This is a genomic window from Nitrospirillum amazonense (assembly GCF_029594735.1).
GTDB lineage: Bacteria > Pseudomonadota > Alphaproteobacteria > Azospirillales > Azospirillaceae > Nitrospirillum > Nitrospirillum amazonense.
The window spans coordinates 1,807,235-1,826,239 of sequence record NZ_JARPAF010000002.1; the positions used below are offsets into that span (position 1 = coordinate 1,807,235).

16 protein-coding genes are annotated in these 19,005 nt (G+C 66.6%); 3 read left to right on the forward strand and 13 right to left on the reverse strand.

What is annotated here, in order from left to right:
- Window positions 1–9 precede the first annotated feature (9 nt).
- Entirely contained in the window at window positions 10–1,011 is a 1,002-nt protein-coding gene (locus tag P5F91_RS14305) for an MBL fold metallo-hydrolase (RefSeq protein WP_277907467.1), read from the forward strand.
- A gap of 4 nt (window positions 1,012–1,015) precedes the next feature.
- Window positions 1,016–1,678 carry a hypothetical protein gene (locus tag P5F91_RS14310; protein ID WP_277907468.1) on the forward strand — a complete coding sequence of 221 codons (663 nt, stop codon included), beginning with the start codon at window positions 1,016–1,018 and terminating at the stop codon, window positions 1,676–1,678.
- A gap of 216 nt (window positions 1,679–1,894) precedes the next feature.
- Here the strand turns inward: P5F91_RS14310 and P5F91_RS14315 are convergent, their stop codons facing one another.
- The 11 genes from P5F91_RS14315 to eno all read right to left on the reverse strand — a co-directional run bounded on the left by P5F91_RS14315 (window position 1,895) and on the right by eno (window position 14,441).
- Window positions 1,895–2,623, reverse strand: coding sequence for an SDR family NAD(P)-dependent oxidoreductase (locus P5F91_RS14315; protein ID WP_277907469.1), 729 nt, complete (start codon window positions 2,621–2,623; stop codon window positions 1,895–1,897).
- A 106-nt stretch (window positions 2,624–2,729) separates the two neighbouring features.
- On the reverse strand, window positions 2,730–4,883 hold the full coding sequence (locus P5F91_RS14320; RefSeq protein ID WP_277907470.1) for a S9 family peptidase: 2,154 nt from the start codon (window positions 4,881–4,883) through the stop codon (window positions 2,730–2,732).
- Between the two features lie 138 nt (window positions 4,884–5,021).
- Window positions 5,022–5,267: a hypothetical protein gene (locus P5F91_RS14325; RefSeq protein ID WP_145609318.1), complete on the reverse strand. Its 246-nt coding sequence runs from the start codon at window positions 5,265–5,267 to the stop codon at window positions 5,022–5,024.
- 8 nt (window positions 5,268–5,275) lie between these two features.
- Entirely contained in the window at window positions 5,276–5,737 is a 462-nt protein-coding gene (locus P5F91_RS14330; RefSeq protein WP_088871565.1) for a type II toxin-antitoxin system RatA family toxin, read from the reverse strand.
- A 5-nt stretch (window positions 5,738–5,742) separates the two neighbouring features.
- Window positions 5,743–6,735 (reverse strand): lipoyl synthase, encoded by a 993-nt coding sequence (gene lipA, locus P5F91_RS14335; RefSeq protein WP_277907471.1) that lies wholly within the window; start codon window positions 6,733–6,735, stop codon window positions 5,743–5,745.
- A gap of 237 nt (window positions 6,736–6,972) precedes the next feature.
- Window positions 6,973–8,373 carry a dihydrolipoyl dehydrogenase gene (gene lpdA, locus P5F91_RS14340; RefSeq protein ID WP_277907472.1) on the reverse strand — a complete coding sequence of 467 codons (1,401 nt, stop codon included), beginning with the start codon at window positions 8,371–8,373 and terminating at the stop codon, window positions 6,973–6,975.
- A gap of 120 nt (window positions 8,374–8,493) precedes the next feature.
- Window positions 8,494–9,822, reverse strand: a complete 1,329-nt coding sequence (locus P5F91_RS14345) for a pyruvate dehydrogenase complex dihydrolipoamide acetyltransferase (RefSeq protein WP_277907473.1) — start codon at window positions 9,820–9,822, stop codon at window positions 8,494–8,496.
- A gap of 114 nt (window positions 9,823–9,936) precedes the next feature.
- On the reverse strand, window positions 9,937–11,349 hold the full coding sequence (locus P5F91_RS14350; protein WP_277907474.1) for a pyruvate dehydrogenase complex E1 component subunit beta: 1,413 nt from the start codon (window positions 11,347–11,349) through the stop codon (window positions 9,937–9,939).
- 22 nt (window positions 11,350–11,371) lie between these two features.
- Window positions 11,372–12,385: a pyruvate dehydrogenase (acetyl-transferring) E1 component subunit alpha gene (gene pdhA / locus P5F91_RS14355; protein WP_145609313.1), complete on the reverse strand. Its 1,014-nt coding sequence runs from the start codon at window positions 12,383–12,385 to the stop codon at window positions 11,372–11,374.
- A gap of 207 nt (window positions 12,386–12,592) precedes the next feature.
- Window positions 12,593–12,964: an FtsB family cell division protein gene (locus P5F91_RS14360; RefSeq protein ID WP_004272474.1), complete on the reverse strand. Its 372-nt coding sequence runs from the start codon at window positions 12,962–12,964 to the stop codon at window positions 12,593–12,595.
- Window positions 12,965–13,160: 196 nt separating this feature from the next.
- Window positions 13,161–14,441, reverse strand: coding sequence for a phosphopyruvate hydratase (eno, locus tag P5F91_RS14365; RefSeq protein WP_277907475.1), 1,281 nt, complete (start codon window positions 14,439–14,441; stop codon window positions 13,161–13,163).
- Between the two features lie 308 nt (window positions 14,442–14,749).
- Here eno and P5F91_RS14370 point away from each other — a divergent pair, with 308 nt between their 5' ends.
- Complete coding sequence (locus tag P5F91_RS14370) at window positions 14,750–16,375, forward strand: DUF6438 domain-containing protein (protein ID WP_277907476.1); 1,626 nt, start codon at window positions 14,750–14,752, stop codon at window positions 16,373–16,375.
- Between the two features lie 69 nt (window positions 16,376–16,444).
- On the opposite strand, the gene kdsA is transcribed toward P5F91_RS14370, so the two are convergent.
- A complete protein-coding gene (gene kdsA / locus P5F91_RS14375; RefSeq protein WP_277907477.1) occupies window positions 16,445–17,284 on the reverse strand; it encodes a 3-deoxy-8-phosphooctulonate synthase in 840 nt (279 codons plus the stop codon).
- A gap of 78 nt (window positions 17,285–17,362) precedes the next feature.
- Window positions 17,363–18,994, reverse strand: coding sequence for a CTP synthase (locus P5F91_RS14380; protein ID WP_145609308.1), 1,632 nt, complete (start codon window positions 18,992–18,994; stop codon window positions 17,363–17,365).
- Between the last annotated feature and the right edge of the window lie 11 nt (window positions 18,995–19,005).

The following is a 19,005-nucleotide window of genomic DNA, read 5'->3' on the forward strand; positions in this document are numbered from 1 at the left end:
AGTTCCTTCATGTCCTTGCGTTCCCTCAGCCTGGCCCTGGCGCTCGCCGCCGCCCCACTGTCGCTGTCCCTGGTGGCCCTGCCCTCTACCACCCGCGCCGCCGCACCCCAGGTGAAGACCCAGGCGCCGGGCTATTATCGCCTGATGCTGGGCGATTTCGAGATCACGGCGCTGAACGACACGGTGGCCACGCTGCCCATCGACACGCTGATGACCAACACCACGCCGGAGAAGGTGCGGGCCGCCCTGGCGCGCAACCACCAGCCCAGCCCGACCCCGACCTCGGTCAACGCCTTCCTGATCAACACCGGGTCGCAACTGATCTTGGTGGACACCGGCGCCAACGGCCTGCTGGGCCCCAAGGCCCCCAGCAACCTGTTGGCGAACCTCAAGGCCGCCGGCTACACGCCCGATCAGGTGGACGCGGTGCTGATCACCCATATGCACGGCGACCATATCGGCGGCCTGACCACCGACGGCCACATGAACTTCCCCAACGCCACCGTCTATGTCGACGCGGCGGAGAAGGGCCATTGGCTGAACGCGGAGGCCGAGGCCAAGGCGCCAGCCGACAAGCGGGGCGGCTTCGCCGCCGCCCACAAGCTGCTGGACGTCTACGCCGCCGCCGGCAAGCTGAAGACCTTTGACGGCGTTACCTCGCTGTTCCCCGGCATCACCGCCCTTCCCGCCCACGGCCACACGCCCGGCCACACCACCTACGCCGCCGAGAGCAAAGGGCAGAAGATGGTGTTCTGGGGCGACCTGATGCACGTGGCCGCGGTGCAGTTCGACACCCCGGCCACCACCATCCAGTTCGACAGCGACAGCCCCGCCGCCTACCAGCAGCGCGCCAAGGCCTATGCCGAGGCCGCCAAGGACGGCTATTGGGTGGCCGCCGCCCACCTGTCCTTCCCCGGCATCGGCCACGTCCGGCCCAAGGACGCCACCGACGGCAAGGCCGATCCCAAGAGCTATGTCTGGGAACCGGCACAGTACAGCCTGGGGGAATAAGACCATGACGCGCACCGGCATCGCCGCCGCCCTCACCCTGCTTCTGGCCTCCAGCACGGCCTTGGCCGATGACCAGGCCAACACAGCCAGGCTGTTCGCCGATCCTGGGGTGCGGCAGATGACCCTGGCCACGGCCCAGCAATCGGCCGTGGTCATGAACGAGCCCTGCCCCAGCGCCCAGGCCACGGTGTCGACCGACGTGGCGGTGTTCCAGCCCTTGGTGTTCGACACCGCCGGCCAATTGCAGACCGGCATCTGGCGCCAGCAGGTGACCTTGGCCGGCTGCGGCGTCACCCGCACCTTGAACGTCATCGGCTGGAAGCAGGCGGGCCAGGCCATCGGCATGGGCGCCCTGCTGCCCGGCGGCACGCACACCGACGTGCTGCTGCAGCGCGACGCCATCCAGCAGGTGGATCAGCTGGTGAAGATCACCCCCGGCGCCACCGAGGAGGGATGCGCCCGCGAGTATGTGGCTGACACCCGCTTTCTGGACCGCGAGGCCACCCCCGCCCCCGGCGGCAAGTCGCCGCCCTGGCGCGAGGTGTGGACCCTGCGCACCTGCACCAAGCAGATCGAGGTGCCCATCCGCTTCATCCCCGACGCCACCGGCACCACCATCACCGCCGGCCCGCAGAAGGCGGTCAAGGTGACGACGGTGGGCAAATAAGGAGCAGGCCGCCTGCCCCAGAAAGCGGCAGTCCCGAAAGCGCACCGCGCCCTGACCGACAGCGCACAGCCCCTGCCGCAGCCTGTCGGAAGCCGGCCGCACCCTGTTCAGCGCGTCGCGCACCCGCCGCGCCTCATCGAACGACGCCGACCGGCTGCGGAAGTATCTGCAACGGTTCGGGTTGGAGTGGGCGGCCCTGGGGGCGGACTGAGTCCGTCACCACGGCAGTTCCCGCCCGTCGTACGCCCAGAAGCGGCCGGTGTCGTCCGTGGTCAGGCGGTCCAGCATGTTCAGGATCTGCGATGCCGCCCGGTCCGGCTTGCGCACCTCCAGGCCGGTCTTGGCGAAGGGGGCCGACAGGGGCGTGTCCACGGTGCCGGGGTGGACGGCAACGCAGAGCGACAGGGGGCGGGTTCGGGCCAACTCGATGGCCGCAGTGCGGATGATCTGGTTCAGCGCGGCCTTGCTGGCGCGGTAGGCGTACCAGCCGCCGGCGCTGTTGTCGGTGATGGAGCCGACCTTGGCGGACAGGGCGGCGAAGACGCAGCGCCGGCTGGCTGGGAATAGGGGCAGCAGGTGCTTGGCCAGCAGCGCCGGGCCGATGGCGTTGACGGCGAAGGCATGGGCCAGATGGGCGGGGTCCAGCTGGCGCCAGGTCTTCTCCGGGGCGAAGGCCTGATACGGCTCCGGCCCCGGCCCGTGCAGGAAACCCGACGCGACGATGACGGTGCGCAGGGACAGGCCCGTGTCCCACACCCGCTGGGCCAAGCCAGCCACCGCGTGTTCGTCGGTGATGTCGCAGGGCGGGTCCTCCCGCCTGCCGGTCAGGATCACATGAGCATGGGCGCCACGTTCCTCCAACGCGACGGCCAGGGCCCGGCCCAGCCCCCCTGCCCCGACCACCACGGCGCATCCGTCCGGCGCCAGACCGTTGTAGCCCATCATTCCATCACCCTCACGCATCCTGACCACGCCACCACGTCGCCATCCTGGATGGACTGGCGACGGTGGGCGATACGCCTGAGGCGGCGAAAAGGATCAGTCCCTAGCCTTAAGGTGAGGTCGCCTGGAGGTACTTGGCCAGCCAGTCCCCCACCTCCTGGTAGAAGTGGCGGCTGTCCTCGGGCTTGGTGATCCAGTGCCAGGCGTCGGGCCAGACCAGCAGGCGGCTGGGCACGTGCTGGTGTTGCAGCACCGCCCAGGCCTCCAGCGTATTGCCCAGGGGCACGCGGTAGTCGCGCTCGCCGATGCTCATCAGCATGGGCGTCTTCCAGTTGGCGGCATAGGTGATGGGGCTCTGCTCGCGCCAGATGGCGTTGCCTTCCCAGGGCGGGCCGCCGTTGTTGACCTCGCGGTTATAGATGCCGTCGCTCTCGCCCCACTGGGTCAGTAGATCGACCTCGCCCGCGTGGCTGACCAGACAGCGGTAACGGGTGGTGGTGGCCTCCAGCCAATTGGTCAGGTGGCCACCGTAGCTGGCGCCGCCGGCGCACTGGCGGCTGGCATCGATGAAGGGGAAGCGCTTGATGGCCTCATCCGCCGCCTGGTTGATCTCATCGGCCGGGGTCTTCAGCGGATCCAGCTTGATGGCCTGGGCGAAGGCCTCGCCGAAGCCGGTGGAACCGATGTAGTCCGTCATCAGGATGACGGTGCCGCCGGCGCTGGCCGCCAGCAGGTGATAGTTCCAGCGCAGGCCAATCTGGTCCGGGTTGTTGCTGGCCGCCCCGCCGTGGATGAAGACGAACAGCGGGTATTTCTTGTTGGGATCGAAATGGGGCGGCAGCACGATCATGCTGTGGATGGTCCGCCCCTTGGCCGAGGTGAAGGTGAAATGCTGCGGCGGCTGCCAATCAATGCCGGCGGCGACGGCGGTGTCGATGGTAGTGAGGTTGGTGTGGCCGCCCTTCACGCCTTCCGTCCCGCTGGCCTTCCCATTGGGATCGATCTTCACGATCTCCGCCGGGTTCACGGAACTGCCGTACTGGGCGATCAGTTGCAGCTTGCCCGACTTGGGCAGGGACAGCGCGGTGTAGCCGCCGACCTTGGGCTGCGCCACCAGGGCAGGTTTGCCGCCCTCGGCCGGCACACTGTACAGGTTTTCCGACGCGCCGTCGGGCGCCAGCAGATAGACGGTGCGGCTGTCGGGTGACAGGGCGTATTGCGTCGGCTGGCGGTCGAAGTCGCGCGCCACCAGGGTGGCGGCACCACCGGCCGGCCAGGCCACCCGCGACAGACGCGGCAGGTTGTAGACCTCATCGTTCTGCGGCATGTAGGTGAAGTAGAGATTCTTGCCGTCCGGGCTGAAGGCCGCGTGGCCATAGCCGCCGGGCGCCGCCGTGACCTCCCGCGGTTCCGCGCCGCCCGCCGCCGGGATGCGGTAGAGATGGTAGGGCACGTGGGCGAAAGCGGCGTTCCAGCGCGCCTGCGTCGCCTCGAAGACGATCTCGCCGCCGTCCGGGCTCCAGATGGGGGACAGCGACACGCTGCTCTCCCCCTGCATGCCGCTGAAGCCGTCGGTGTGGGCGAAGGCCGTGGGCGACAGGATGTCCCTGGCCACCGCACCCGGCTCCAGCCCCTGCACCATCACCGTGGGCTGCCGGTCATCCAGCCATTCGTTCCAGTACCGCACAGGGAAGTGCTCATAGGTGCGGACGTTGTATTTCCGCGCCTTGCGCTCCGCCGCGATCTTCTTGTTGGCCTCATCGTCCGTGGCGCCGGGGAAGACGCGGCTCTCGAACAGGATGGCCTTGCCGTCGGGGCGCCATTGCGGGTGGCTGGCGCCGGTGGACACGGTGGTGACGCGCCGCGCCTCCCCACCCTGGGCCAGGTCCAGCACATAGATCTGCTCGACCTCATCACCCTCGCGCTTGGCGGCGAAGGCGATGTTGCCGCTGTCGGGCGACCAGACGGGGTCGTTCTCGCCGCCCTTGGTGTTGGTCAGGCGCCGGGGGGCGGCGCTGCCGTCGGTCGGCACCAGCCACAGGTCGGTGACCGACTTGTCCTGCTCATAGGAAGGCTCGACCACGGAGAACAGCACCCACTTGCCGTTGGGGCTGGTGATGGGCGCCCCCACGCGCTTCATCATCCACAGGGTCTCGTGCGTCAGGGGCTTTTTCTCGACCGCCTGGGCCGAGGCGTCCAAAGCGGTGAAGGCGCAGCCGGCCAACAGCGCGCCCGCCAGCACGCGCGTCACAGAATGCCTCATTCCTATCCCTGCCCTATTTATGGTCCCCACGTTGGGGGTAACCATACCAGGGAGGTGGGGCGGCATCAAAATTTAAGCCGGGCTTAAACGCCGCAGTGCCACCCGGTGAAGCAATGGACTGATGCGCGCCCCGTTTTCCTAACGGGCACCTGGATGCCGCAGCCAAGGAAACTCGGCGAAGGCCTCCCGCTCAGCCAACAGCGCCGTCTCATACAGGCTGCTGGGCTCGGGTAACGGAGCCCACCCTTCCGCCACCAAGGTGCCTTCCCAGACGTTGCGATAGTGGTATTGCGGACGCAGCGCGTAGAATCCATCGGGGCGCCGGACGACCAGAACGCGTCGCGCCGGATTGGAACCCGAGAGGATCTTCACGGCCTCGACCATTGGCGGTTTCACACCGCTCCCACCGGCCGGCCGCCGGGCGCGCCGTACAGCTGGTGCGCCCGGGCCTCGAAGGCGGCGACCATGCGGCGCACGGCTTCGCCGAACAGGGCGCCGATGATCTTCTGCAGGATGAGGTTGCGGAACTCAAAATCCACGTAGAAGTCCAGCAGACAGCCGTCGGCGTGCGGCTCGAAGATCCAGTGGTTGTTCAGGTAGTGGAACGGGCCCTCGGTATAGGCCACGTCGATGCGGCGGCCGGGCTCGCTCAGCACCACCTTGGAGGTGAAGCGCTCGCGCACCATCTTGAAGCCGATCACCAGGTCGGCCCAGAAGGTGTTGCCCTCGCGGCGGCGGATGCGGGCCGCCACCGCCCAGGGCAGGAACTCCGGATACTTCTCCACGTCCGCCACCAGCTGGAACAGCTGTTCCGGCGTGTAGGGCAGGACGCGCTTCTCGGCGTGCGTGGGCATGAGGCTTACTCGGCGGCGGCTTCGGCGGCGGTCGCCCCCGAAACCGTCTGGGACGACAGCGGGCGACCGGCCAACTTGGCCTCGCGGGCTTCGCGCAGCTTCACGAAATCGTCGCCGGCATGGTGGCTGCTGCGGGTCAGCGGGGAGCTGGACACCATCAGGAAACCCTTGCCCCGGGCCATGGTTGCATAGCTGGCGAACTCATCCGGCGTAACGAAACGGTCCACCGGCGCATGCTTGGGCGTGGGCGCCAGGTACTGGCCGATGGTGATGAAGTCCACATCCGCCGCGCGCAGGTCGTCCATGACCTGGCCCACCTCCTCCTTGGTTTCGCCCAGGCCGACCATGATGCCGGACTTGGTGAAAATGCTGGGGTCCAGCTCACGCACCCGCGACAGCAGGGACAGCGAGGTGAAATAGCGGGCGCCGGGGCGGATGCCCGGGTACAGGCGCGGCACCGTCTCCAGGTTATGGTTGAAGACGTCGGGGCGGGCCTCCACCACCGTCTCGATGGCGCCCTGCTTCTTCATGAAGTCGGGCGTCAGCACCTCGATGGTGGCCTCTGGCGCCTCGCGGCGGATGGCGCGGATGGTGCGGGCGAAATGCCCGGCACCGCCGTCGGGCAGGTCGTCGCGGTCGACGGAGGTGACCACCACGTGCTGCAGCTTCAGCCGCGCCACGGCCTCGGCCACGTTGTCGGGCTCATGCGGGTCCAGCAGGTCGGGACGGCCGGTGGCCACGTTGCAGAAGGCGCAGGCGCGGGTGCAGACGGCGCCCAGGATCATGAAGGTGGCGTGGCGCTGCTTCCAGCATTCCCCGATGTTGGGGCACGCCGCCTCCTCGCATACCGTGTTCAGCTTCAGGCCGCGCATCAGGTTGCGCGTCTCGTTGAACACGCCGCCAGCCGGGGCCTTCACCCGCAACCATTCCGGCTTGCGCTGGATGGGGTTGTCCGGGCGGTTCTGCTTTTCCGGATGGCGGATCTTGTCGGCGGTCATGGGCGTGCAGCCTTTGAAACGAATGTTCCTGAAACATAAGGGGGCCGGAGCGGAAGGCCAAGTGCGCCGGGCGAACCCCACGCATGCATCGCTCCTCCGTTCCGACCCCGATATCGCCCCAGCACCTTACCCCTCAACTCTAACCAGGCTGGCGACCGCCAGCCCCGCAGCGAGTACCGCAGGGCACAGCGAGGAAGCCAAGCCCGCGGACGCGGGCGCCGGCGCCTGAGGGAACGCTTAGTAATGAATCGCGCGGCCGTAGGCGGCCAGCACCGACTCATGCATCATTTCCGACAGGGTCGGGTGGGCGAAGATGGTGTGCATCAGCTCGGCCTCGGTGGTTTCCAAGGTCTTGCCGACGACGTAGCCCTGGATCAGCTCCGTCACCTCGGCTCCCACCATGTGGGCGCCCAGCAGCTCGCCGGTCTTGGCGTCGAACACCGTCTTCACCAGGCCCTCGGCCTCGCCCAGGGCGATGGCCTTGCCGTTGCCGATGAAGGGGAAGCGGCCGACCTTGACCTCATAGCCGGCGGCCTTGGCCTTGGCTTCGGTCAGGCCGACGCTGGCCACCTGCGGGTTGCAGTAGGTGCAGCCCGGGATGTTCAGCTTGTCCATCGGGTGGACGTCCTTCACACCGGCGATCTTCTCCACGCAGATCACGCCTTCATGGCTGGCCTTGTGCGCCAGCCAGGGGGCGCCGGCCACGTCGCCGATGGCGTAGACGCCCGGCTCGTCCGTGCGCAGATAGCCGTCGGTCACGATGTGGCCGCGGTCCAGCTTCACCTTGGTGTTCTCCAGGCCGATGTTCTCGGTGTTGGCCTGGATGCCGACGGCGGTGATGACACGCTCCACCGTCAGGGTCTCCACCTTGCCGCCCACCTCGACATGGGCGGTGACCGTGGTGGCGCCCTTGTCCAGCTTGGTCACCTTGCCGCCGGTGATGATCTTCATGCCCTGCTTTTCGAACTGCTTGCGGGCGAAGGCGGAGATTTCCTCATCCTCCACCGGCAGGACGCGGTCCATGACCTCCACCACCGTCACCTCGGCACCCAGGGTGCGGAAGAAGCTGGCGAATTCGATGCCGATGGCGCCGGAACCGACCACCAGCAGCGACTTCGGCATGGCATCGGGGACCAGGGCCTCCTTGTACGACCACACGAACTTGCCGTCCGGCTCCAGGCCCGGCAGGGAGCGGGCGCGGGCGCCGGTGGCGATGATGATATGCTTGGCCGCCAGGGTCTGGCTGGCCCCGTCCTTGGCGGTCACGGTGACCTTGCCGCCGCCGGCCAGCTTGCCGGTGCCGTCGAACACCGGCACCTTGTTCTTCTTCAACAGGCTCTTCACGCCGGCCGACAGCTGGTTCGCCACCTGGCGGGAGCGCTTCACCACCTTGGGCAGGTCGAAGCCCACGCCGCTGACGGTCAGGCCGTAGGCGTCGGCGTGCTTCATGTAGCCGTAGATCTCGGCGGAGCGCAGCAGAGCCTTGGTCGGGATGCAGCCCCAGTTCAGGCAGATGCCGCCAAGGTGTTCACGTTCCACCACCGCGGCCTTCAGGCCCAGCTGGGCGGCGCGGATGGCGGCGACATAACCGCCGGGGCCGGCGCCCAGGACCAGCACGTCGAATTCGGTATCGGCCATTTCGGTCTGTTCCCTTCAAAAGGCGCCGGGACCGCCCAACCCGTGGGGCGCTCGCCCTGCGCTTTTGGTCAACGACAGGAGAAATCCCCGGAAGCGGCGGGCGCTTCCGGGGATGCGGCATCACAGCATCAGCGTGATGGGGTCCTCGATCAGCTTCTTCAGGACCTGCAGGTACTTCGCACCCACGGCGCCATCGACCGAGCGGTGGTCCACCGTCAGCGTCAGGCTCATGACGGTGGCCACGGCCAGGGCATCGCCCTTCACCACCGGCCGCTTCTCACCGGCACCCACGGACAGGATGCAGCTCTGCGGCGGGTTGATGATGGAGGTGAAGCTCTTGATCCCGAACATGCCCAGGTTGGACACGCTGAAGGTGCCGCCCTGGAATTCCTCGGGCTTCAGCTTGCCTTCCTTGGCCTTGGCGGCCAGGGACTTCACCTCGGCGGAGATGGTGGCCAGGCCCTTCTGGTCGGCGTTCTTCACGATGGGGGTGATCAGGCCGCCGTCGGTGGCCACGGCCACGGAGACGTCCACGCCCTCGTACTGCAGGATGCCGTCCTCATGCCAGGAGACGTTGGCCTCCGGCACCTTGCGCAGGGCGACGGCCACGGCCTTCACGACGAAGTCGTTGACCGACACCTTCTCGCCCGACTTCTCGTTCAGCTGGGCGCGCAGCGCCAGCAGGGCGTCGATCTCGCAATCGACCTGCAGGCCGAAGTGGGGAATGGTCTGCCAGGCCTCGGTCAGGCGCTTGGCGATGGTCTTGCGCATGCCGCTGTTGGGCAGGACCTTGTACTTCATGCCCAGCTTGTCGGCCAAAGCCTTGGCGTCGATGCCCTTCGGAGCAGCGGCAGCGGCCGGAGCCGGCGCGGCGGCGGCCGGAGCGGCGGCGGCGGTGGGAGCGGCGGCGGCCGGGGCGGCCTTGGCAGCACCACCCTTCAAGGCGGCCTCCACGTCGGCCTTCACGATGCGGCCGGACGGGCCGGTGCCGGAAACCTTGGCCAGGTCCAAGCCGGACTGGGCGGCCATGCGGCGGGCCAGCGGACTGGCGAACACGCGCTTGCCGTCATGCGCCGGAGCGGCGGCGGCCGGGGCGGCCTCGCTCTTGGCCGGGGCCGGGGCGGCGGCTTCGGTCTTGGCCGGCGCGGGAGCCGGCGCCGGAGCGGCGGCGGGCTTGGGCGCCGCGTTCAGGGCGTCGGCGCTCTCGCCTTCCTCCAGCAGGACGGCGATCTTGGCGTTCACCGCCACGCCCTCGGTGCCCTCGGGCACCAGGATTTTGCCCAGCGTGCCCTCGTCCACGGCCTCCACTTCCATGGTGGCCTTGTCGGTCTCGATCTCGGCGATGACGTCACCGGCCTTGATCGTGTCGCCTTCCTTCTTCACCCACTTGGCCAGCTTGCCCTCGGTCATCGTGGGCGACAGGGCCGGCATCAGGATATCGATCGGCATGGGTTTGATCTCCCCCAGGGGGCCGTGGCGTCAGGCCAGGCGCCCCAAATCTCTGACGGATGCGGCAGAAGGCGCCCCTTCCCATCACGGGGTCGGGGCGCCTTCCCGGCCGGTTCAGCGGTACAGCACGGCCTTGGCGGCGGTGACGACGTCATCCACCTGCGGCAGGGCCAGCTTTTCCAGGTTGGCGGCGTAGGGCATGGGCACGTCCTTGCCGTGCACGCGCACCACGGGCGCATCCAGGTAGTCGAAGGCGTGTTCCATCATCACCGCGGACATTTCCGCGCCGATGCCGGCGAAGGGCCAGCCCTCTTCCACCGAGACCAGGCGGTTGGTCTTCTTCACGCTTTCCACGATGGTGTGGACGTCCAGGGGACGGATGCTGCGCAGGTTGATGACCTCGGCGCTGATCCCCTGCTCCGCCAGCTTGTCGGCGGCGGCCAGGGCCATGCCCACCTGCAGCGAGAAGGCGGTGATGGTCACGTCCGTGCCGGCGCGCTCGATCTTGGCGCGGCCGATCGGGATGATGAAGTCCGGATCGGTCGGCACCTCGAAGCTGTGGCCGTACAGGATTTCGTTTTCCAGGAAGACCACGGGGTTCGGGTCGCGGATGGCCGCCTTGAGCAGGCCCTTGGCGTCGGCGGCGCTATAGGGCGACACCACCTTCAGGCCCGGGATGTGAGCGTACCAGCTGCTGTATTCCTGGCTGTGCTGGGCGGCCACGCGGGCGGCGGCGCCGTTGGGGCCACGGAACACGATGGGGCAGCCCATCTGGCCGCCGGACATGTACAGCGTCTTGGCGGCGGAGTTGATGATATGGTCGATGGCCTGCATCGAGAAGTTGAAGGTCATGAACTCCACGACCGGGCGCAGGCCGCCGAACGCCGCACCCACCGCCAGGCCGGCGAAGCCGTGCTCGGTGATGGGGGTGTCGATCACGCGGTCGGGGCCGAACTCCTGCAGCAGGCCCTGGGTCACCTTGTAGGCGCCCTGGTACTCGGCCACTTCCTCGCCCATGACGAAGACGCTGCCGTCCTTGCGCATTTCCTCGGCCATGGCGTCGCGCAGGGCCTCGCGCACCGTCATGGTCTGGGTGTTCTTGAAGAAGCGGTCCTCGTCCGACGGCGGCGGGGCCACCGGGGCCTTCACCGCCGGGGCGGCGGGGGCGGCCTTGGACGCCTCCTCCTTCGGGGTTACGGCGGCCTCGCCCTGGGCGGGCTCGGTCTTGGGCGCGGACGGCGTGTTGGCAGCGCCCTTGGCGGCGCTCACGTCGCTGGCGCTCTCGCCTTCACCGGCCAGCAGGGCGATGGCGGTGTTCACAGCCACGTTCTCGGTGCCTTCCGGCACCAGGATCTTGGCCAGGGTACCTTCGTCGACCGCTTCCACTTCCATGGTGGCCTTGTCGGTCTCGATCTCGGCGATGACGTCACCGGCCTTGATCGTATCGCCTTCCTTCTTCACCCACTTGGCCAGCTTGCCTTCGGTCATGGTGGGGGACAGGGCCGGCATCAGGATATCGATGGGCATTTTCTTATTCTCCGGCCAGCGATCAGGCTTCGACGAGGATATCGGTCCACAGCTCCGACGCGTCGGGCTCGGGGCTGGTGGTCGCGAAGTCGGCGGCCTCGGTGACGACGGCCTTCACATCGCGGTCGATGACCTTCAGACTTTCCTCGTCTGCGTAGCCCTTAGTGAACAGCAGCGACTTCAGATGGTCGATGCAGTCATATTCCGACCGCATCTTGTTGACCTCTTCCTTGGTACGGTACTTGGCCGGATCGGACATGGAGTGGCCGCGGTAGCGGTAGGTCTTCATCTCCAGGATCATGGGGCCGTTGCCGCCACGGACGTAGGCCACGGCCTCGTCGGCGGCCTTCTTGACCTCCAGCACGTCCATACCGTTGACCTGCTTGCCGGGGATGCCGTAGGCGCTGCCGCGCAGGTACAGCTCACCCGCCGAGGCGCGCTGCTGCGAGGTGCCCATGGCATACTTGTTGTTCTCGATGACATAGATCACCGGAAGCTTCCACAGGGCGGCCATGTTGAAGGACTCATAGACCTGGCCCTGGTTGACGGCGCCGTCACCCAGGTAGCAGACGTCGATGCAGCCGTCCTTCTTGTACTTGTGGGCGAAGGCCAGGCCCGTGCCGATGGGCGTCTGGGCGCCGACGATGCCGTGGCCGCCGTAGAAGTTCTTCTCGCGCGAGAACATGTGCATCGAGCCGCCCTTCCCCTTGGAATAGCCGCCCGCGCGCCCGGTCAGTTCCGCCATCACGCCCTTGGCGTCCATGCCGCAGGCCAGCATGTGGCCGTGGTCACGGTAGCTGGTGATGACGCTGTCGCCCGGCAGCTGCGCCGCCTGCATGCCCACCACCACGGCCTCCTGGCCGATGTAGAGGTGGCAGAAACCGCCGATGAGGCCCATGCCGTACAGCTGACCGGCCTTCTCCTCGAAGCGGCGGATCAGCAACATCTCCTTGTAGTAGTGGAGGAGTTCCTCCTGGGTCGGCTCCGGCGCTGCGTTCTCAGCGGGCTTGGCACGGCGTCTCGTGGTCGTGGCCACTGGCGTCTCCCTTCTCAAGCGTGGGCGTTTAGCGTCGCAATTCCCTGGGGGGCAGCCCCGGGGGCATTCCGGGCCGGGTCGGCCGGCACGGCATCACTGCTAACCACAAGTGCAGCGCAACGCAAGGAGTGTGCACTGCAAAACATTGCTTCAAAAGGATTATTTACGATTAACAGAATTCAGGTTAATCGAAGGATTATCAGCGGTTTACGGCGTTTTCGCCGGCGCGTCCTTATCTTCATGCGGGGCAGGCTTGCCCGGGAGAAGGATCACGAGGTCATCCGGACGGGAGAAATCGAGCACCTTGCGGGACTCTTCCTCCAGCATGTCAGGGTCCAGATTGTCGGGGCGCAGCAGGCGGGCGCGGCGCTCCATGGCCTCGCGTTCCGCGCGAACCTGGTCCAGCTGGGCCTTGGCCTGGGTCACCTGGGTCTGCAGCTGGGTCAGCGCCATCAGCCCGCGTTCGCCCTGCACCGTGTGGTAGGCGAAGTATGCGACAACGGACGCCCCCACCACCGGTGCGACCACCTGGCGTAGGGCGCGGTTCAATGCGGTGCGGAAAGAACGGGCGCCAATCATGGGCGCCATGGTTCCACAAGGGTTCCGCAACCGTCAAATGGAAAGCGGCGTCTAGTCTGTGCGCCGTATTTAATTCATGTGAATACCAACCGCCGGTCGGCGTTGAATCACGACTTCACAAAGAAAAAGGGGTGGAAGCAGCGCCTCCACCCCCACTTTCCGGCTATTCCGGACGATACCGGAACGATGCCCGGTTTCAGCCGCGCTTCAGGGCGCCACGGCCCGGGAACACGGCCGCCAGGTCCAGCGCCTCTTCGATCCGAATCAGCTGGTTGTACTTGGCGATCCGGTCGGAACGCGACAGCGAGCCGGTCTTGATCTGGCCGCAGTTGGTGGCCACGGCCAGGTCGGCGATGGTGGCGTCCTCGGTCTCGCCCGAGCGGTGCGACATCACGGCGGTGTAACCGTTGCTCTGGGCGATGCGCACGGCCTCCAGCGTCTCGGTCAGGCTGCCGATCTGGTTGACCTTCACCAGGATGGAGTTGGCCACACCCTTCTTGATGCCATCGGTCAGGCGGGCCGGGTTGGTGACGAACAGGTCGTCGCCCACCAGCTGCACCTTGGACCCGATGGCGTCGGTCAGGGCCTTCCAGCCGGCCCAGTCATCCTCGGCCATGCCGTCTTCGATGCTGACGATGGGGTAGCGGCCCACCAGGTCGGTCCAGTAGCGCACCATGGCGTCCGGATCGAGGGTCTTGTTCTCGCCGGCCAGCACGTATTTGCCGTCCTTGAAGAATTCGGTGGAGGCAGCGTCCAGCGCCAGCACCACGTCGTCGCCCGGCGTGTAGCCGGCGGCCTCGACGGCCTTCATGATGAAGGACAGGGCTTCGTCGGTGGAGGCGAGGTTGGGAGCGAAGCCGCCCTCGTCACCCACGGCGGTGTTGTGGCCGGCGTCCTTCAGCTTCTTCTTCAGGGCGTAGAAAATTTCGGCGCCGATGCGGATGGCGTCGGCACAGCTTTCCGCGCCCACCGGCATCACCATGAATTCCTGGATGTCGATGGGGTTGTCGGCGTGGGCGCCACCGTTGATGATGTTCATCATCGGCACGGGCAGGATGCGGGCGTTGGTGCCGCCGACATAGCGGTACAGCGGCAGGTCCAGCTCGGCCGCCGACGCCTTGGCCACGGCCAGCGACACGCCCAGGATGGCGTTGGCGCCCAGGCGGGCCTTGTTCGGGGTGCCGTCCAGCTCGATCATGGCGGTGTCGATGGCCACCTGGTCGGTGGACTCCAGGCCGCCGATGGTGTCGAAGATCTCGCTGTTGATCGATTCGACCGCCTTCAGCACGCCCTTGCCCAGGTACTTGCTCTTGTCGCCATCGCGCAGCTCAACGGCCTCATGGGCGCCGGTCGAGGCGCCGGAGGGCACGGCGGCGCGGCCGAAGGCGCCGGACTCCAGCCGAACGTCAACCTCGACGGTCGGGTTGCCCCGGCTGTCGAGAATCTGGCGGCCCTGAATATCGATGATCGCGGACATGGGTTCTTCCCTTTATGCGTCGTGACGGCGAATGCGTCGTGGCGGGACGGTGCCCGTCATAGCCTTTAGGGCCGGCCCCAGGCAAGACCGGCAGGCGCGGTATCGCCTATGACGATTTGAAGGCTATGGTTGTGAGGCTGGCGTGCATCGGTCGTCCGTAAAGATGCGACCTCGGTCGCAAAAGAGAAACTGGAACAATTCATTCTCGCCCGCTGGCTGGCGGCACACAACGGAAGCCAATCACGCTAACCCTTCCGGCAAGGCAGTCACGTTGCTATCCTGCTGAAAACAACCTGAGGTCCTGATACTTGCGCATTGTCGCCTCGTTCCACTTCCGACGGTATGGGGCGTTGGGCGCCCTTCTGCTATCGGCCCTCCACGGCCTGCCGGCGCAGGCGCAGGATTTTATTAAAGTCGACGAGGCGACGGCGCGGCGGCATCTGATCGGTAGCACCATCATCCGTTCAACCACCGTCGAAACGGCGGTTGATGTCGATCTCGCCCTGGAGGTCGATGCCTCCGGCGCGGTCGCTGGAACGAATGGCTGGGGGTCACCGGCAGGCGGGGAGCACATCAATCAGGCAGTCAGCGCCTCCCTCATCCGCCGCTTCACTCCCTTCTTGCGCCAGGACACAGCGACCGCCGCCGAATTTCCGATGCGCTTTACAATCATCCCCTATCGCCCAGACCAGAACAAAACGCCTTTCCCCGCCATCGATTGGGCCAAGCTGCGCATCACGCTGACCCGGGGGCCTTGCCTGGGCAATTGCCCAACCTATCGCGTGGATATCGATGGGTCGGGGCGGGTGCTGTTTTCCACGCGCGAGGCAGACGCGATGGCATCGGGCGAACTTCATCGCCGCCCTGCCATGTCCACCAATGTGACTGTACCTGGACATCACGTGGATCAAATCCCAACGGCGGCAGTGAAGGCTTTGGTTGCCCGATTCCAAGCAGCTGATTTCTTCAATTTGGCGGACGATTACACCGCCCCTGTCACAGATGGGCCCGGCTATACCCTGACCATAGACACTGGCAACGGGATCAAGCAGGTCGTTGAGTATTATGGCCGCATGGCCCATATGCCAGCCTCGGTGTCCACCTTGGAGGATGAGGTGGATCGTGCCGCCAATACCGCCCGCTGGGTGCGTGGCGGTGCTGGTCTGGTGGAATGGCTGACGGCCCAAGGGTTCGACTTCAAGTCCAAAGCCGCCGCAGCCATGGCGCTAGCCATGCCGGAACCGCCGGACGCAACGACAATGCAGGCGCTGATTGACCGAGGGCTTCCTCTGGCCTCGGTGATCAAAGGCGAGAACGGCGAAGCGGATAGCCTGCTAGGGCTCGAATTGCTGCGGAAGGCGCTTAAATGGGGGGACTCGGGCACCTTTCGGCGCTTGGTCGCTGAAGGTTGGCTGGCCCGCCTGCCGCCGCAAGAAATCGAAGAGGCATTTGCTTCCAACAGCGCGGGTTGTAGCCCGGATCTGGTCGACGCCGCCGTTGCTGCCGGAATCAAGGTGGATGCCGCCAGCAGGACCTCTGGTATCGACTATAGTGCCGGCAATACCAGCTTCACCTGGATAGGATACGCCACCTGCAGGACGGAGGCGGACCGACTGGCAACCGCCAGGCGGCTTCTGGCCCACGGTGCCGATCCCAACCACCGGGACATCATCGATCGGAATGCCCTGTTCCAGGTGGCGAGCCTGGAGATGCTGAACCTGTTGCTGGCCGCCGGCGTCAACCCCAATGTCCGGGATACGTACGGCACTAGCCCCGTGCTGCATGCGGACCAGGACGCCATCGCGCTCCGCCTGCTGAAGGCGGGCGCCGATCCAAGCGGACGCGATTTTCAGAAGCACACCTTGGCCCAGCGCGCCAAAATCTATGACATGCCCGCCACCGCCCGCTGGCTGGCGGCGCACGGCATCCAATGACAAAACACCGGCGGCAGGTCGCCCCGCCGCCGGTGTCCATCCTTCAAACGCAGTAACCGAAGCCGCCGATCAGAAGATCGGGTTGGCCTTGGCGATGCGGTCGATGGCGACCATGGTTTCCAGCAGGGCCGGCAGGTCCTTCAGCTTGACCATGTTGGGGCCGTCGCTGGGGGCGCAGTCGGGGTTTTCGTGCGTCTCCATGAAGACGGCGGCGACACCCACGGCCAAGGCGGCGCGGGCCATGACCGGCACGAACTCGCGCTGGCCGCCGCTGGTGGTGCCCTGCCCGCCGGGCTGCTGCACGGAATGGGTGGCGTCCATAACCACCGGGTAGCCGGTCTGCGCCATGATGGGCAGGCTGCGCATGTCGCTGACCAGGGTGTTGTAGCCGAAGCTGGCGCCGCGCTCGCACAGCAGGATGTTCTCGTTGCCGGTGGAGGCGATCTTGGCCGCCACGTTCTTCATGTCCCACGGCGCCAGGAACTGCCCCTTCTTCACATTGATGACCTTGCCGGTTTCGCCGGCGGCCAGCAGCAGGTCGGTCTGGCGGCAGAGGAAGGCCGGGATCTGCAGCACGTCCACCACCTCGGCCACGGGGGCGCACTGCTCCGCCGTGTGCACGTCGGTCAGGACGGGGCAGCCGAACGTCTCCCGCACCTCGGCCAGGATGGGCAGGCTCTTTTCCATGCCCAGGCCGCGCGCGGTGCTGACCGACGTGCGGTTGGCCTTGTCGAAGCTGGTCTTGTAGACGAGGCCGATGCCCAGCTTGGCGGTGATCTCCACCAGGGCCTGGCTCATCTCCAGCGCGTGCGCGCGGCTTTCCAGCTGGCAGGGGCCGGCGATCAGCATGAAGGGCTTGTCGTTGGCCACGTCCAGGTCACGGATGCGGACAGTGCGGATATCGGTCATCTCTCGGTGCCTCTTTAAAGCGAAAGGGCCGCCGCTCGTGATGCGGCGGCCCCTCGCGACTTTTACGGGCGTTGCTGCTTAAACCAGCCGGCTCTGCGCGATGGCGGCGCTGATGAAGCTGGTGAACAGCGGGTGCGGCTCGAACGGCTTGGACTTCAGTTCGGGGTGGAACTGCACGCCGATGAACCAGGGATGCGACGGGATCTCGACGATTTCCGGCAGCTCGCCGTCGGGCGACAGGCCGGAGAACTTCAGGCCCACCTTCTCCAGCTGGTCCTTGTAGGTGATGTTCACCTCATACCGGTGGCGGTGACGCTCCTCGATATGGTTGGCGCCGTAGACCTCCGCAACCTTGGTACCCGGCAGCAGCTGGCAGGGATAGGCGCCCAGCCGCATGGTGCCGCCCAGGTCGCCCTCGGCGCCGCGCTTCTCCATCTCATTGCCCCGCACCCACTCGGTCATCAGGCCGACCACGGGATGCTTGTACTTGTGCCCGAACTCGGATGAGCCTGCGTCCTCCAGGCCCGCCAGATGGCGGCTGGCCTCGATGACCGCCATCTGCATGCCGAAGCAGATGCCGAAATAAGGCACGTTGCGCTCACGCGCGAACTGGGCCGCGCGGATCTTGCCCTCGGACCCGCGCTCGCCGAAGCCGCCGGGAACCAGGATGCCGTGCACCCCTTCCAGCCGCTGCACGGCGCCGCCGCCCTCGAAGATTTCGCTATCGATCCAATCCAGCTTGACCTTGACGTTGTTGGCGATGCCGCCGTGCGTCAGGGCCTCGGCCAGCGACTTGTAGCTGTCCAGCAGGCTGGTGTACTTGCCGACCACGGCGATGGTGACCTCACCCTCCGGCTGGCGGACGCGGGCGGCGATCTCCTTCCAGCGGGAGAGATCCGGCGCCTCGTCGGCCGGCAGGCCGAAGTAGCGCAGCACCTGCTCGTCGAAGCCCTGCTCGTGATAGCTGACCGGCACGTGGTAGATGGTGTCCACGTCCAGGGCGGCGATCACCCGCTCCTGCCGGATGTTGCAGAACAGGGCGATCTTGCGGCGCTCGTTCTCCGGAATCGGACGGTCGGAGCGGCACAGCAGGATGGACGGCTGGATGCCGACCGACAGCAGCTCCTTCACCGAGTGCTGGGTGGGCTTGGTCTTCAGCTCACCCGCCGACGGGATGTAGGGCAGCAAGGTCAGGTGGATGAACAGCGCCCGCTCCGGCCCCAGATCGTTGCCCAGCTGGCGGATGGCCTCCAGGAACGGGGTGCTCTCGATGTCGCCGACGGTGCCGCCGATCTCGCACAGGATGAAGTCCTCATCCTTCACGTCGCCCAGGATGAACTCCTTGATGGCGTCGGTGACGTGCGGGATCACCTGCACGGTGGCGCCCAGGTAGTCGCCGCGGCGCTCCTTGGCGATCACGTTGGAATAGATGCGGCCGGTGGTGATGTTGTCCGTCTGCCGGGCCGAGACGCCGGTGAAGCGCTCGTAATGGCCCAGATCCAGGTCGGTCTCCGCACCATCGTCGGTCACGAACACCTCACCATGCTGGTAGGGGCTCATGGTACCGGGGTCGACGTTCAGGTAGGGGTCGAGCTTGCGCAGGCGGACCTTGTAGCCACGGGCCTGGAGCAAAGCACCCAGAGCGGCCGACGCCAGTCCCTTACCCAAGGAAGAGACCACGCCGCCGGTGATGAAAATGAAGCGCGTCATGGAAGCCTAGT